Source organism: uncultured Sutterella sp. (assembly GCF_937923675.1).
In the GTDB taxonomy this organism is placed as follows: Bacteria; Pseudomonadota; Gammaproteobacteria; order Burkholderiales; family Burkholderiaceae_F; genus Sutterella.
This window is the reverse complement of sequence record NZ_CALDXB010000003.1, coordinates 1-15,267: the sequence shown is the minus strand read 5'-3', so window position 1 is coordinate 15,267 and position 15,267 is coordinate 1. Positions and strand designations below refer to the sequence as shown.

Below are 15,267 nucleotides of genomic sequence, written 5' to 3'. Positions count from 1 at the left end.
GGCGGTCAGTGGACTTTCACCACATAAACACACGTGCGCTGCCGGGCGCACTACAGAAGCCGCAGCGCTCTCAATAGAAGCTGCGGCTTGCAGTCGTCTCTCAGGAAGCTTTTTTCTCCCCGCGCCTGCGGGTTCAAAAAAGGCTGACGCCCGTCAAAGCGCCAGCCTTTTTCTCATTCAGAACGCGCCTCCAGGGCGCCCTCTTTTAGGAACGCGCGAGCTCGCTCCCGACGATGCGCCCGAAGGTGACCGTTCTGCCGCAGGCCATGCCGGTGGCGAGGTTCGGGTATTCGTTCGCGAAGAAGCACCCGCTGTCGTTGCCGATCACGTAGAGGCCGGGGATGGGGTTCCCCTCGGTATCGATCGCGTTCATGTGCGTGTCGATCTGAATGCCGTCCATCGTGCAAAGCACGTACCCGGTGTTCTTGGCGCCGTAGAAGGGAGCCTTGTCGACCGGCGTCAGACGGAAGGATTCCTTGCCGTAGTCCTCGTCGACGCCCTTTCGAGCCAGGTCGTTGTAGCGATCGACCGTGCGCTTCAGTTCCTCCGCCGGGAGTCCGAGCTTCCTCGCGAGCTCCTCGATCGTATCGGCCTTCACGACGAAGCCTTTTGCGAGGAGCCCGGGCAGCATCCGGTCGCGCACGACTTCGTACGAGTTGTTGGGATCCGCGCCGTTTTCGAAGGGGTAAAGTCTCGAGCAGCCGTGCATCTTGAACTGCTGCGCATAGGTCGTCCAGTTGCTGTCGAAGAGCGTGTAGTGGCAGTGGCCCTTCTGGTATTCGTCGGCGTGGAGAATGTTTTCGTACGTGCCCGATTCATTCATGAAGCGCCGCCCGTCCGCATTCACCTTGAGCCACGGCTGCGAGCCCATCCAGAAGAAGCCGTTGTCGCCCGACTTTGCGGTCTCGACGCCCGTCTTCTGATCCGGCCTCAGGGCGCACCGGTCGAACATCATCATGGAGTGCGTTTCATCCATCTTTGCGCCCGCCCAGAGGCACGCGCGGATGCCGTCGCCGTGAGCGCCCGGCATGGAACCGTTTCTGCCGATGATGCGGAGGTTCCAGGGCTGGAGTGCCTCCATCATCGCGTAGTTCTGCGCGTAGCCGCCCGTTGCGACGACAACGCCCTTCTTTGCGACATAGCGCACGTACTTTCCGTCGCCGTCGCGGGCGATGCAGCCCGTGACGCGGCCCGCCTTCTTTTCGAGCTTGAGCATACGTGTGTTGAAGTCGAATTCGGCGCCCTTTGAAACCGCATAGTCAAAGAGAATGCGGTTGCCGTCGAGGCGCTTCCCTGTACCGTCGTCCGTGCCTCTCCAGCGCGGCGAATGGCCGGTCGCGAAATGCTCGTAGCGGGACTCGTCCACCTTGTCGCCCGACTCGTGCCAGAGCTCGACCCCGCGCTCCTTCAGGCGGTCGCCGTACCAGTCGATCGCTTCTCCCGACTTTTCGCAGAAGAGCTTCACGAGGTCCTGACTCAGATGCCCTGCGGCGTACTGGGTCGCCATCGTCACGAAGTCGAACTTGTCGATCTTCGTGCCCCAGGCCTTCTGGTAGCGGGAATTCAAGGCGCCCAGGTCATTGCGGATGCCGGTACCCGTCGCAAAGCGGTCGATGCCGATCACCTTGGCGCCCGCTTCCGCGGCCGCCGCCACGGCGAACATGCCGCCCGTGCCGCAGCCGACCACCAGAATATCGGTCTCGCGTGTTTTCGCAATGCTCTTTTCGTCGATTTCAGGCGGCTTCCCGAGCCAGTCGCCGTCGTCCCCTGCGTCCGACTTTTCGATCACTTCAACCGGAATTTCACCCTTCGCCTGCGCGATGCACTTCGCCGCCGCCTGAGAAACCGCCTTCGACGTGATGGTTGCGCCCGAGACGGCGTCGATGCCGGCGCCCTGAGACGCCATCAGCATGCGCTTCAATTCGTTGGCCGCCGCCTGGCCGATGGAAGGGGTCTCATGCGAAACGTCGAGCACGACGTCCGTAATGCGGTCCTTGTCGAAGGTCATCGTGACGACGACATCGCCGATGCCGGAAGCTTTTGCCGAGTACGTGCCCGGACGATAGATGCCGGCGGGCGATGCGGCAAAGGCCGTGCTTCCGGCCGCGATCGCGGCGCTCCCGACGAAGCTTTTGCAAAGGAAATTTCTGCGTGAAAGATCTGTCATTTTCGGTCTCCCCTGAGGATTCATTCTGATGAATCGTATTGTCGGGCCGGGAGCAGCTCCCAGGTCAAGGCGGAGATCCGCGACCGCAGGAGATGTTTCGAGAGGCTCTGAAAGATCCAATAAAATCAGAAAGGGAACTGGATTGGCGCGCCGTGCCGCCTGATCCATCCATTCATGTTCATCCGGAGACGACCCCGTGAAGGCTCAATCCAAGCAATATCGAATCGGCGACTTTGCTGCGTACATGGGAGTTACTCCCGACCTTCTCAAGCACTACGAGGATCAGGGGCTTCTCTGGGCCGAGCACCGCGAAAACGGCTACCGCTACTATCCGTTCCAGACGAGCCCGAAATTCCTCGCCGCCATGCAGCTCAAAAGCTACGGCATTCCGATCCGCGGCATGCAGGCGCTCATCAGCGACGCGTCTCCCGAGGAACTCCTTGAGGAGCTTCGCAATCGAACCGCCCATATGGAAAAGGAAGCGGAGCGCCTGAGGATGGTGATTGAGGAGCAGCGCTCGCTCGAAGCCTGGATGTCCCGCCGCAGGCCCGGTCGCGACGACTGGGAAGTCACTGATTTCGAGAGCTTTTATTTCCTCCCGCACTCCCAGGGGCTTGTCTTCATTGAAAACGACGACATCTACAAAATTCTTCCCGATTGGCTCGGCTGGATGCCGCTTGTGAAATCCACGCTGGCCGTCACGCCGACGCCGGGAGAGGACGGGTCGCTTCCCTCTTCCTGGGGGCTTTCCGTCCGGGAGTCCATTGCGAAGGCGGCGGGCATCCCGGTCAATGAGAGCGTCGAATGCATTCCATCGGGCAAAGCCTTCATCCTGCATTACGCAGGACCCGCCCGCATGCAGTCCGAGAGCCTCCGGGAGGATCACGACCATCCGGTCCTCGCGAAGATGCGCGCTCTAGGGCTTGCGCCGAAGGGAAGGATTTTCAAGATCGTCCGGCTCAACGCGCATATGAACAAGCCCGACAGACTCGAATTCGCAGACTACATCGCGCCCATTGAATGAGGCCGGCTTCACTTCGTCCGTCATAATCTGCCGCAGGCGTGAGGAAAATGATTCCTGAGTCTTTTTCAGGATCTTTCTTCACGTCATGAATTATTTTGATATTGAGGGCGCCTGCGCGGTCGCTCGCTGGTATCCGCCTTCGTCCGCTGCCGCGCCGGAGCCGGCACTTCTTGGTCAGGCGAAATGGCTCGCGTCGCGCGAATCGAGCAGTGGTCAGATAATCCGCCTGATGCCCGACGCCCACCCGGGGAAAATCGGCCCGATCGGCCTCGCGATGACCGTGGGCGAAAGCCTCCTCCCGGGTCTGGTCGGGATCGACATGGGCTGCGGCGTCACGCTCGCCAAGCTCCGCATGAAGCGCCGCCCGGACTTGGGCGCCTTGTCCGCTTTTGTGCGGGAGAAGATCCCCGCGGGCTTTGCAGTTCGGGAGAAGCCGCTCCCGGAAGCCCTCAACTTCAATTTCGAGCGCTTCAGAGTGCTGCGTCACATCAACATTGAGGGCGCGCAGAAGTCGCTCGGCACCCTCGGCGGCGGGAACCATTTTCTCGAGGTCGACCGGGATGACGAAGGCGCCTTCTGGCTAGCGGTCCATTCCGGGAGCCGCCGCGTCGGGGTCGAGGTTGCAGGCCGCTACATGCAGCTCGCGAGCGCAGCTCTTTCGGAAACTCCGGAGGGAAAAGTGCCTTTCGAAGAGGCGCCGCTTTCGGGCGGGCTCCTCAGCGACTACCTCTCGGACCTCGAGGGCGCCTGCGCTTACGCAGAGGCGAGCCGCCGCGCGATGCTCCGCCTCATCTGCGACGGCATGCGCTGGAAGATGGAGTCCGTTCTGTCCGTCGTGCACAACTATGTCGACCGCTCCGGCACGGTGCCGATTCTGAGAAAAGGCGCAATCTCCGCAAAGGCGGGGGAACCCGTCGCCATCCCGATCAACATGCGGGACGGGATCCTTTTGGGCGAAGGCCTGGGGAACCCCGAATGGAATGAATCGGCTCCCCACGGCGCCGGCCGGATTCTGAAGCGCGATGCGGTAAAGAACGTCCTCACCGTCAGCCGTCTGCGCGAGGAAATGAAGGCGGCGGGCATTGAGTCTCCCTCAATCAGCGCGGAAACGCTCGACGAAGCCCCCGAAGCCTACCGGGCGCTTGCGGACATTCTCCCTGCTCTTGCTCCCACCGTACGCGTGACGGCACGGTTGAAGCCCGTGTGGTGCTTCAAGGGCGGCAAGAGCTGATCACTCTATCGAGGCAATTTCAGATGCTCATGCAGATTTCCTCAGGGAGCGGCCCGGCCGAGTGCGAACTGGCCGTGCTCTTCTTCTTCCGGGCGCTCCGGAAGGAATTCCCGGACATTGAACTCGTCGACGAAAGGAAGGGCAGCGTCGCGGGCGGACGCGCATCAATCCGGTTCCGCACGCGCGGGGAGCTCCCGGCTTTGCGAGCGCTCGCCGGCACCATCCAGTGGATCTGTCCGAGTCCGCTCAGGCCCCACCACGGCCGGAAGAACTGGTTCATCGACCTGTCGATCCTCGGGGAGGCGCCCCGCCCGGACAGGTCCGGCCCCGTGCGGTTTGAGCGCTTCCGCTCGGGCGGCAAGGGCGGACAGAACGTCAACAAGGTCGAAACGGGCGTGAGGCTCGTGCACGCGGAAACCGGCATTGCCGTGCGCGAAACGGGCGAACGGTCGCAGTGGATGAATCGACGGCGGGCGGAACAAAGGCTTCAGGCGGCGCTCGGGGAACTCCGGATCGAAGCGGAGAAGAGGGACGAAGAAGGCGCCTGGCGCGCCGCCAAAACGCTCGAGCGCGGGAATCCCACGCGGATCTATGTCGGTCCCGAGTTCCTTCTCAGGGATGTCAGAAAATAAAGAACATCAAATATGTACAAAATCAACTTGAATTCTAAGGGCTGGAAGAAGGAACGCCCCGTCGTCGTCATTCTCTCGGGCGCCGGGCTTTCCGCCGAAAGCGGCATTCCCACCTACCGCGACCCTCAGAGCAACTGGCAGACGACCAATGCCTTCGATTCCGAGGAGGCGAAAAGAAACCCGCAGCTCTTTCTCCGGGAAACAAACGAACGGATCCGGGAATGGAAGGATGCAAAGCCCAATGCCGCGCATGCGGCGATTGCGGATTTTGCAAGGCGCCTGCGCGTCCGGGCTTCGATCCTCCACATCACGCAGAACATCGACGCCCTCTCCGAGGACGCGGGCGACACGAGCGTCTTTCATCTGCACGGCTCTATTCTGAAGAGCCGCTGCCGGCGCTGCGGCGCGCATTTTCCCAGGCTCGCGCCCTATTCTCCTGAAGACAGGTGCCCTGCGTGCGGCAAAACGGACGGCGCCGTCCGGCCCGACATCGTGCTCTTCGGCGAAGTTCCGTACGGCATGGACTGGATTCCCGGAATCCTCAGAGAGGCCGACATCTTCATCGCGGTCGGAACCTCGCTCATCGTCTACCCGGCCGCGTGGTTCGTCGCGGAAGCGATGGAGCACGGCTGCCTCGACCGGATTCTCATCACGAAGGATCTGCCGGACGAACTCTTCACCGACCCAGCGCACATCGACCTCGACGAAGCCGACAGCATTCTCGAGTACACCAAATTCTTCAGAGGATCGGCGACCCGCATCCTGCCGCAGGTGCTCGAAGGCATTGCCTGGGAAATTGAGGCGCGCATGAGCCCGAAGCTCCTTCCCTGAGCAAGACTCCCAGGCGGGAAAGCATAAAAAACGGGCAGAAGAAAACCCGGCAGTCCTCAGAAAGACGCCGGGTTTTCATTGCGGGAGGTTTCTGAGATCTCCTCAGAAGCCTTCTTTACTGCTCAAATTACCCGCGGGCCTTGAAGACCGCCGCGAGCGACTTGGCAACGTATTCGACGTTGCGGTGATTGAGGCCCGCAATGCAGATGCGGCCGTTGCGGACGCCGTAGACGCCGTACTTCTCGCGCAGGAGGTCCATCTCCTCGGCGCCGAGGCCCGTGAAGGAGAACATGCCGTGCTGCTTGATCGCGAAGCTGAAGTCGAGGCCTTCGGCCTTGCCGGCGGCGTAAAGCGCCTCGCGCATGCCGACGATGCGAGCCCGCATGCCGTCGACTTCCTTTCTCCAGGAAGCTTCGAGTTCGGGGTCGCCGAGCACTTCAGCAACGATCTGGCCGCCGTGCGTGGGCGGGTTCGAATATTCCTGACGAACGATGCGCTTCATGATCGAGGTGACGACCTGAGCTTCCTTCTCGTTGTCGCAGACGATGTGCAGCGCGCCAACGCGTTCGCCGTAGAGGCCGAAGTTCTTCGAGCAGGACGTGGCCGCAAGGAACGTAACGCCTTCGTCGGCAAGGAGACGGATCGCAAAGGCATCTTCCTCGAGACCGGCGCCGAAGCCCTGATAGGCCATGTCGATGAGGGGAAGAAGATCGCGTTCGACGAGGATCTTCACGACTTCGCGCCACTCTTCATGCGAGAAGTCGAAGCCCGTCGGGTTGTGGCAGCAGCCGTGGAGCAGCACCAGGGTCTTCGCCGGCAGGGCGTTCAGCGCCGCCTTGAAGGCTTCAAAGTCGATGCCCGAGCGGTCGGCCTTGAGATAGGCGTACTTGCCGACTTCAAGACCGTCGGCCTTGAGAATCGCAATGTGGTTGCCCCAGGTCGGGTCGGAAACGACGCCCTGAGTGACGCCCAGGAACTGGTGGGCAAAAGCGGCCGCGAGCTGCAGGGCGCCCGTGCCGCCCAGCGTCTGAATGGTCGAAATGCGGCCCGCCTTCACGGCGGCGTGGTCCTTGCCGAAAACGAGCTTCTGCACGCTCGCGCAGTACTGCGGCATGCCGGACATCGGCATGTAGCCGCGCGGCAGGTGGCGCTCAAGGAGACGGCGCTCGGCCTCCTCGACGCACTCCATCAGGGGCAGAAACCCGGCTTCATTGAGGTAGACGCCGACGCCGAGATTAACCTTCGTTTCGCGCGGATCCTTCTTATAAAGTTCCACAAGGCCAAGAATGGGATCGTCCGGCATGGGGGCGAGAGCTGCAAAATCGCTCTTAAGCATAGTGTCTGCTTCCTAAAAAATTTTTTGAATTGACGGAGCCAGAATGTCGGACGCCCGTGGAAAGTGCGTCCGACGTCGTGAGTTTCACAAATATAGTTCGCCCGGCGCCCCAACTCCCGCCGGGGAAACCGTCGACCCGCAAAAATGCGTTCGGGACTTTGATTCTGCATCGCCTGAGCTAAGGTGTTTTCCCCAACTTCCCGCCCTCCGGCAGAGGCGATTCGAGAAGGCGCGGCCGGAGCGTTCTATGATTGGCGCTTCTCCGTCTGCCTTCTATCTATTGCGGTAAACTATTGAAAATAGATTTTCGATAGTTAAAGTATTGCCATGGATCCTCTCCTTCTCAAAGCCCTCGAATGGACCGCGCTCTGCACGGGCTTCACCTTCCTCTGCACGACGGTCGGCGCCGCCGGCGTCTTCTTCTTCCGACCGGAAAAGGATACGGCGCTCGCCGAGACCCTTTCCCTCGGCTTTGCCGCCGGGATCATGATTGCCGCCTCGGTCTGGAGCCTCATCATTCCGGGGCTCGAGATGGCCGAAAAGAACGGCTCCATCCCCTGGCTCACGGCATCCGCAGGCGTCATCGCGGGCGCGGTATTCCTCAAGTTCCTCGACATGGCGATGCCGCACCTCCATCCGGGCTCGACGACGCCCGAGGGTCCGAAGTCGAAGCTCCACCGCGCTCAGCTCCTTTTTCTCGCGATCACCCTCCACAACATTCCGGAAGGGGGCTCGGTCGGCCTCACGTCGGGGCTTGCCGCCATGTCGGGCGACCCGCTTGCCCTCTCCTCGGCCTTTGCGCTCGCCCTCGGCATCGGCATTCAGAACATCCCCGAAGGCGCGGCCGTTTCGCTCCCGCTCCTCGGCCAGGGCGTTCCCCGCATGAAGGCCTTCCTCTTCGGCGTTCTCTCGGGCCTCGTGGAGCCGGTCTTCGGCCTCATCGTCGTCGCGGCGATTTCCTTCTTCCTCCCCGTCATGCCCTTCATGCTGACCTTCGCCGCGGGTGCAATGCTCTACGTGGTGGTTGAGGAGCTCATCCCCGCTGCGCACCTCTCGAAGCACTCCGACATCGGCACGATGGCGCTGATTGCGGGCTTCGTCATCATGATGGCGCTCGACACCTCGCTCGGTTGAGAAAACGCAAATCATTGCGAATTACCGAATCAACAGACGCCTGAAAACAAAATTTAATTCACGCAGAATGCCATAATGGATTTAAAGAGAGGGGCGGCGGGCCCGCTCCTCTTCTTCCGGATTCCGGAAGAAAAAATCCATAAAAAGGAGGCATCCATGCGTGTGCTTATTCCCGTAGACGGCAGCGTTTCCTGCCGCAACGCTCTTGACCTTCTTGCCGCGCGCGCACGCCGCATGCAGGTGAAGCCTGAAGTCTCTCTGATCAACGTCCAGCACCCGGTTCCGATGGGCGTCATGACGCAGTTCGGCCTCGACGCCGTCCGCGCCGCCGCCGAAGAGGAAGCAAAGGGCATCTTCTCGGACCTTGAGGGCAGCATCGCCGTCAGGGAGCTCAATCCCGAGGAAAAGATCGGATTCGGCATTCCGGGCGAAGTCATTTCGAAGGAAGCTGAGGACGAGGACTGCGACCTCATCATCATGGGCGCGCGCGGGATTTCGCCCGCGAAGAGCTTCTTCCTCGGGTCGGTCTCGAGAAACGTGCTCGCCAACACGATGAAGCCCGTTCTTCTCGCCCGCGGGGAGTCCCTCCCCGACCGCGAGAACCTGAGGCTCGTGCTTGCCGTCGACGGCTCCAACTACGGCGCCGCGGCCGCGAAGTTCATTTCTGAAAACCCGGGCTTCTTCGGACCCGCGCCTGAGGTGAAGGTCGTGAGCGTCATGCGCGACTATTCCGACCTCACGCGCGCCGGCGTCACCGAATACGAACCCATCCTTCGCGACACGCGCGACCGCTGCGAAGCGGAAAACACGCGCCTCTGGGAAGAAGCGACGGAACCCGTCCTCGACATTCTCAAGGAGGCCGACATTGAAGCCGAAGCCGTCCGCCTGACGGGGAGCCCTGCCGAAGAGATCACGAAGTACGCGAAGGACCACGCCGACATGATCGTCATGGGCTCGCACGGCTGGGGCCGCTTCAAGTCTGCGGTGCTCGGCTCCACGGCGACGAAGATCGGGGCCCTTACGCACCTTCCGGTGCTCCTCATCCGCATTGAGGATTGAGGCTGCACCTTTCTCCCCGAAGGGAGTCTTCCTCAAAATCAATAATCCTCCGCGAGGCGCCCGGGGCGCCCTGCGGAGGCAGAAGCAAAAAGAGGATGAATATGAGAGTCATCATTCCAGTCGACGGCAGCGCCTCCTCTTCTGAAGCGATCCGATTCATCGGCGAACGCGCCCGGTACATGAACGAAAAGCCCGTGCCCGAGCTGATTTACGTCGAGCCGCCCATTCCCGACGACGTGATCGACCGCATCGACATCGATGCGCTCCGGCGGGCCTATGAGGCTTCCGCGAAGCAGAAGGCCGCCGGGAGCGAAGCGATCGCCCGCGCCGCGGGGCTTGCGTCCGAAACCAAAGTGCTCGAGGGCGACTGCGGTCCGGCGATTGCGCGCGAGGCGAAAGCCTTCCGCGCCGGCCTCATTGCCATGGGCTCGCGCGGGCGCTCGCCCGCGAAGAGCTTCTTCCTCGGCTCCGTTTCAAGAAGCGTGATCGAGCATGCCGGCCTCCCCGTCCTGCTCGTGCGCGAAAAGGGTCTCCCCGAACGCGAGAGCCTGAGGATTCTCCTCGCGGTCGACGGGTCTGAATACGGCGGGAAGGCCGCCGGCTTCATCGTTGAAAATGCGGCGCTTTTTGGTCCCCGGCCGACCGTCGACGTGATTTTCGTCACGCTCGACTATGCCGGCATCGCCCGCGACGAAGTCGACTTCATCGCGCCCGAAAGCGCCGGCGCCTACCTTGAAAAGGAGGCCGAGGCCGATTGGGAAAAGGCGGTGAAGCCCGTTGTCGGCATCCTCGCCTCGGCCGGCATTGAAGCGAGGCCCGTGAAGCGCTCCGGCGACCCCGCAGGGGAAATCGCCCGGTACGCAGCAGAGAACGCCGACCTGATCGTCATGGGGTCCCACGGCTGGGGACGCCTCAAATCCGCCGTTCTCGGCTCAACTGCAACCAAAGTTGGCGCCCTCACGCAAACCCCCGTGCTTCTCGTGCCTGCGGGCGACGCCTCGTAAGCGCTTCTACCGGCATCAAATTCAAAAGGAATTCATCTCATGAGAATCATCATTCCGAGCGACGGCAGCGCCTCCTGCCGCGAAGCCATTCGTTTCATCGGCGAACGCGCGAAGTTCATGCGCGAAAAGCCCGTCGTCGAGCTCGCGAACGTGCAGTACGCGATTCCGGAGAGCATCATCGACCGCTTTGGTCTCGAAGCCGTCTGCGCCGTTTATGAAGCCGAAGGCCGCGCGCAGCTCGCCGAATGCACGAAGACCGCGGAACGCGCGGGCCTCTCCGTCGAAACCCGCGTTCTCTACGGCGAATGCGGGCCGTCGCTCGCGCGCGAGGCGCAGGTTTTCCGCGCCGATTTGATCGCCATGGGCTCCCGCGGGCTCTCCCCTGCGAAGAGCTTCTTCCTCGGGTCCGTCTCGAGAAGCGTTCTGGAGCACTCCTCTCTTCCGGTTCTCCTCGTGCGCGAAAAGGGATTGCCTGGGCGCGAGAACATGCGGATTGCGCTCGCTGCCGACGGCTCAGACTACGGCGAGGCGGCGGCGCACTTCATTGCCGAACATCTCGACCTCTTCGGGCCCGGCCTCACCGTCGACGTGATCAGCATTGCGCCCGACTACGCGAGCCTTGCGAAGAACGAGATCGACGGCGTGTCGCCTGCGAGCTCGAAGGAATTCTTCGAAAAGGAATCCCAGAGCGCCTGGGAGAATGCCGTGAGCCCGGTCCTTGCCGCGCTGACGGCGGCAGGCATCGACGCCCGGCCCGTGAGGCGCGAAGGCGATCCGGCCGAGGCGATTTCGGCCTACGCCAATGAAAACGCAGACATCGTCGTGATGGGCTCGCACGGCTACGGACGCTTCAAGTCCGCCGTTCTCGGCTCGACCGCAGCCCGCGTGGGGGCGCTCTCCGAAATCCCGGTGCTCGTGATCCGCCTGCCCGAGGATCTGCAGATCTGACCTTTTTGAGAACCATCCGTTAGAAAAGAGAAGCTTATGCGCATTCTTGTTCCCGTTGATGAAAGCAGCCAGAGCACGCGCCTCATCCATTTCCTTCTTGAGCGCGATTCGCTCCTCGGGACCGATCCCGAGATTGAGCTCGTCAACGTCCAGTACTCCGTGCCGGAATCGCTCATCCGCCTTTTCGGCCTCAAAGAGGTCAAGAAGTACTACCAGGATACGGGCGTCAATGTTTTCGAGGACCTCCAGAAAAAGACGAACTTCCGTTCGAAGCTCCGCACCGCAACGGAACGCGTGATGTACGGCGACGTCGTGAAGATGCTCGCCGGGGAGGCCGAGGCCTCGAAGGCCGATCTGATCGTCATGGGCGCCCGAGGGCTCAACCCCATGCAGGGCCTCATCTTCGGCTCGGTCTCGAACGGCCTTCTCGCGAGGACGCACGTGCCGATGCTCGTGGTCCGCGACGAATCGAAGCTCCCCGAAAAGAAAATGCGGGTCGGCATCCTCGTCGACGGTTCGGCCTACGGGGCGGCAGCCGCCAACTACGTGCTCGAGCACCTTGAGCTCTTCGGCGAAGACCCCGAGTTCACGGTCGTGCACTGCGCGGAACCCGTGCCCGATCCCATTACGCCCAACCCGGTGAACCCGATGATGCCGGTGCTCTCGCGCGAGGAGATCGACGAGGAGCAGCAGACGCGCTTCCATGAAGCCGTTCAGCCGGTGCTTGATCCCTTTGAGGTGGCGGGCCTCAATGTCAAGGCGCAGCTTCTTGTCGGCGAGGCCGACCTCGAGCTCCCGCGCTTTGCGAACGGGAATCTCGACCTCATCGTCATGGGCTCTCACGGCCGCGGCAACTTCACGGCTGCGGTTCTGGGCTCAACCGCCATGCATATTGCGGCGGAAACGAAGGTGCCGATGCTCGTGATCCGAAAGTAATTTCGCCCTCAAGCATCAGACGAAGCGGCCCGGAATGCCTGACGATTCCGGGCCGCTTTCCTTTTCTGACCCCGGGCGCGCTTCAGCGCTGCGCACCCGGAGCCCTGACCTCAAAGGAATCTCAAGGCAATCAATCCTTCTTCGAACGGTTGGCGAAGAAGTTCACCTTCTGGATGTCTTCCGTGCGGACCGTAAAGACCTGATTGAGCAGATCCTCGGTCAGCGCTTCCGCATCGGCCATGGCCTGAATGCTGAAGTGGTCGAGATCGGCCTGAGCCTTCTTCGGATCCGTCTTGACGGTCTTCACGTATTCGGCTTCAAAGGCGGCCTGGCGCTTCGCAAGATCCTTTTCAAAGTCCGCATAGGCCTTTGTCACGATGGGCGCGAGCTTCGGATAGTCCGTCATCACGAGCGTCTGGAGCTTTCTGAACTTCCAGTAGAGGCTCGAGGAGTCGGCCTTGTCCGTGCCTTCGCCCCAGTGCTTCGGATAGGCGGACATGCCCGAATAGATCGGCACGTAGACGGAAAGATCCGCCATGCCCATCGCGAGATAGGTCACTTCGCCGATCGCCTTCGGGAGCCACGGACGAACCTGCATCACGTGCGATTCATACGTGCGGAAGACGCTGATCGGACGATAGGGTTCGGCGTCGCCCTTGAGACCATGCGTATACGGGTCGTGCGAAGCAAGTTCGCCCGATTCGTAGTGGTTGCGCAGAATCGTCTTGAGGTCCTCGACCGTCACCTTGCTGTCGGGCGTCGCCCAGACGGGGAAGCTGCGGCCGTCCGTCACCTTCTGATTAAGCGACGGCGTCAGAATCTTCTGCACCTGCCAGACGCGCGGATCGTTGTAGTCGCGGTCGCGCGCATCGTCGCGCGTATAGGCCTTCGAGAAATTGAATTCCCCGTCCTTCTTCGGATCGTAGAAGCCGTTCTTCGTCGCCCATTCGACGAGCGTCTTCGAAGCGAGGAAGTCCGGGCTCTTCGGATCGTACTGCTGCAGACGCCCCTGATTGCCCGAGGCGAAATACTTGTCCTTCGGCGTCCTCTGGGCGAGCCACTGGTGGCCCGTGCCGGTTTCGAAGTACCAGACTTCCTTTTCGTCCATCAGAACGACGCCGAAGCCTTCGCCCGCACCGATCGTTTCAACGATATGGCCGAGGAGCTCAACGCCTTCGCGGGCCGTTTTCACGCGCGGCAGAAGCACTTCAGGAATGTCGTCCTCGGTAATGCCGGTCTCTTCGTTATAGGGGTCGATTTTGAGCGCATCATCGCGCGCAAAGATCGATTCCGTGCCGGAGAAGCCCACGCCCGCCTCGTTGAAGCCCGTGGCGCCGTGCACCTGGGTCTTCCAGTTCGGGACCGTGGTGTAGCGCATGCCGTTCTCGGGGAGCGGATATTCAAAGTTGTTGGCGCCATGGTGGTCCGCCGTGCGGTACATGCCCTTCACGCCTTTCGTTGCCGGATGAATCACGAGGTGCTGGGCCTTGAGCGCAGAGCTGTCGGCAGCGCGGGCGATCAGGATCGAGCCGTCGGCGGTGGCGCCGGATCCCACCACGACGGTGGTGCAGGCGAGCGCGGAACCGCAGGCAAGAGCGGCCGCGGCTGCGATGGCGGCGAGCTTGAAATGACGCATGGGAATTCTCCTCAAAGGTGGCTCTGGAGACTTCCTTTCTCATGATCGCGCCGGGATTTTTGCGGGAATCTCTGGTCAGGAGTCCCTGAAGGGACGGCGTGAAAGAGTGAAGTCTCTGAAACTTGAGGGGGAGGCGTCACCGCCTTCCCCTCGGACAGGCCGATTCTGGCTCATCTAAGCAAAAGTGCCTAGAGGAGAAAATACCCATGGTCCATTCCGGCACGGCGGCAGTGCGGATTGGGAACGCCTGTTTTCAGGGCTTCCTGCCGGCCCCGAGGTTGACCTGGTGCGGCTCTTTATCCTTCGGTTCCGGGAAGAAATGAACGATGCCCTTCACGAGAAAGCCCACGAGAAACGCGGAAATCACCGTGCCTTCGCGGATGCCCGTGAGCGTACCCAGCACCGCAAGCGAAAGAATTGCGGCAATGACGACGAGCGACACGTCGTTCACGATCTTCATCGTGCCGAAGGATTTCCGCAGAACCGCCGCGTAGGCAATGACGACGCCCTCGCCCGGCTGCACGATGGTTTTGGAGCGGATCTGGAGAAAAACGCCTGCCGCCAGGACGACGTTTCCAAGAAGGCTCATGGCGAGACCCGTGAGCCAGCTCTCCGGTGCATGGGCACCGAGAAGCCGCATGTTGAGGTCGATGAAGAGCCCGAAAACGAGGACCGCCGGGATCTGGAGGAGATTGAGCACCGTAAAGCGGCTTCTCAAAAGCACCGCCTCGATGAGAACGAAGAAGACATTGAGGATGAAGGTCGTCGTGCCGAAGGTGAGCGGAAAGATCTTCGAGAGCACGAAGGGCAGAGAGCTGATGGGCGTTGTGCCGAGACCCGAGAGCGCCGTACAGCTGATCCCGAAGGTCGCGCACTCGATCCCGATGAGAAGCATCAGGATGCGGCGGACGGGATTTTGAAAGCGTTTCGAGTGAAGAGAATTCTGCATGGCCGGCGGAAAACTTTAGGGCGCATGAGTTTAGCACCGGAAACATTTGCTAACGGGAAGATCCTCCGTGCGGATCCTGGTTGAGCGGCATCGCGGAAAGCGCCGGAGAACGCACTCACGGATGATGGTCCTGCCATCCGGCGTCCTTCTTCCTCTCAACTTGCGAACGGAATGAGAACTTGCGCCTCAGCGCGATTTTCGCAATGTTATGTACTCGGGATTAAAAAAGAGCAAACGGAAACAAGCTTCCATCAGGTAATAATCGCTCATCGGTTATTCGGATCTGATTCATCAGTTTTTTTTGCGGCATATTCCCGGCAGCTTCAAAGTAAGGATCCCATCGGTCGGTTTCCAAAAATATGACCGACCTTGAAAATGAA

At 61.3% G+C, this 15,267-nt stretch carries 13 protein-coding genes; 9 read left to right on the top strand and 4 right to left on the bottom strand.

Annotated elements, in window-relative coordinates; all coding sequences use genetic code 11:
* Window positions 1-205: 205 nt before the first annotated feature.
* Window positions 206-2,167 carry an FAD-binding protein gene (locus Q0106_RS00225; RefSeq protein WP_297607424.1) on the bottom strand — a complete coding sequence of 654 codons (1,962 nt, stop codon included), beginning with the start codon at window positions 2,165-2,167 and terminating at the stop codon, window positions 206-208.
* Between the two features lie 196 nt (window positions 2,168-2,363).
* Here Q0106_RS00225 and Q0106_RS00220 point away from each other — a divergent pair, with 196 nt between their 5' ends.
* The 4 genes from Q0106_RS00220 to Q0106_RS00205 all read left to right on the top strand — a co-directional run bounded on the left by Q0106_RS00220 (window position 2,364) and on the right by Q0106_RS00205 (window position 5,885).
* Entirely contained in the window at window positions 2,364-3,191 is an 828-nt protein-coding gene (locus Q0106_RS00220; RefSeq protein WP_297607422.1) for a MerR family transcriptional regulator, read from the top strand.
* An 85-nt stretch (window positions 3,192-3,276) separates the two neighbouring features.
* Window positions 3,277-4,422, top strand: coding sequence for an RtcB family protein (locus tag Q0106_RS00215; RefSeq protein ID WP_297607420.1), 1,146 nt, complete (start codon window positions 3,277-3,279; stop codon window positions 4,420-4,422).
* 23 nt (window positions 4,423-4,445) lie between these two features.
* Window positions 4,446-5,054 (top strand): peptide chain release factor H, encoded by a 609-nt coding sequence (gene prfH, locus Q0106_RS00210; RefSeq protein ID WP_297607418.1) that lies wholly within the window; start codon window positions 4,446-4,448, stop codon window positions 5,052-5,054.
* A gap of 12 nt (window positions 5,055-5,066) precedes the next feature.
* Complete coding sequence (locus Q0106_RS00205; protein WP_297607415.1) at window positions 5,067-5,885, top strand: Sir2 family NAD-dependent protein deacetylase; 819 nt, start codon at window positions 5,067-5,069, stop codon at window positions 5,883-5,885.
* A 127-nt stretch (window positions 5,886-6,012) separates the two neighbouring features.
* Here the strand turns inward: Q0106_RS00205 and Q0106_RS00200 are convergent, their stop codons facing one another.
* Entirely contained in the window at window positions 6,013-7,221 is a 1,209-nt protein-coding gene (locus tag Q0106_RS00200) for an amino acid aminotransferase (protein ID WP_152158312.1), read from the bottom strand.
* A 327-nt stretch (window positions 7,222-7,548) separates the two neighbouring features.
* Here Q0106_RS00200 and Q0106_RS00195 point away from each other — a divergent pair, with 327 nt between their 5' ends.
* The 5 genes from Q0106_RS00195 to Q0106_RS00175 all read left to right on the top strand — a co-directional run bounded on the left by Q0106_RS00195 (window position 7,549) and on the right by Q0106_RS00175 (window position 12,302).
* Entirely contained in the window at window positions 7,549-8,355 is an 807-nt protein-coding gene (locus Q0106_RS00195; protein WP_297607413.1) for a ZIP family metal transporter, read from the top strand.
* Between the two features lie 156 nt (window positions 8,356-8,511).
* The gene (locus Q0106_RS00190; RefSeq protein WP_297607411.1) at window positions 8,512-9,414 is read left to right on the top strand and encodes a universal stress protein; all 903 of its coding nucleotides are present in this window, start codon (window positions 8,512-8,514) and stop codon (window positions 9,412-9,414) included.
* Between the two features lie 101 nt (window positions 9,415-9,515).
* A complete protein-coding gene (locus Q0106_RS00185; RefSeq protein ID WP_297607409.1) occupies window positions 9,516-10,418 on the top strand; it encodes a universal stress protein in 903 nt (300 codons plus the stop codon).
* Between the two features lie 39 nt (window positions 10,419-10,457).
* Window positions 10,458-11,366 carry a universal stress protein gene (locus Q0106_RS00180; protein ID WP_297607407.1) on the top strand — a complete coding sequence of 303 codons (909 nt, stop codon included), beginning with the start codon at window positions 10,458-10,460 and terminating at the stop codon, window positions 11,364-11,366.
* A gap of 36 nt (window positions 11,367-11,402) precedes the next feature.
* Window positions 11,403-12,302 carry a universal stress protein gene (locus Q0106_RS00175; RefSeq protein WP_297607405.1) on the top strand — a complete coding sequence of 300 codons (900 nt, stop codon included), beginning with the start codon at window positions 11,403-11,405 and terminating at the stop codon, window positions 12,300-12,302.
* Window positions 12,303-12,432: 130 nt separating this feature from the next.
* Here Q0106_RS00175 and Q0106_RS00170 read toward each other — a convergent pair whose 3' ends face one another.
* Window positions 12,433-13,938, bottom strand: a complete 1,506-nt coding sequence (locus Q0106_RS00170; protein ID WP_297607403.1) for a C69 family dipeptidase — start codon at window positions 13,936-13,938, stop codon at window positions 12,433-12,435.
* Between the two features lie 253 nt (window positions 13,939-14,191).
* Complete coding sequence (locus tag Q0106_RS00165) at window positions 14,192-14,887, bottom strand: DUF6198 family protein (RefSeq protein WP_297607401.1); 696 nt, start codon at window positions 14,885-14,887, stop codon at window positions 14,192-14,194.
* Between the last annotated feature and the right edge of the window lie 380 nt (window positions 14,888-15,267).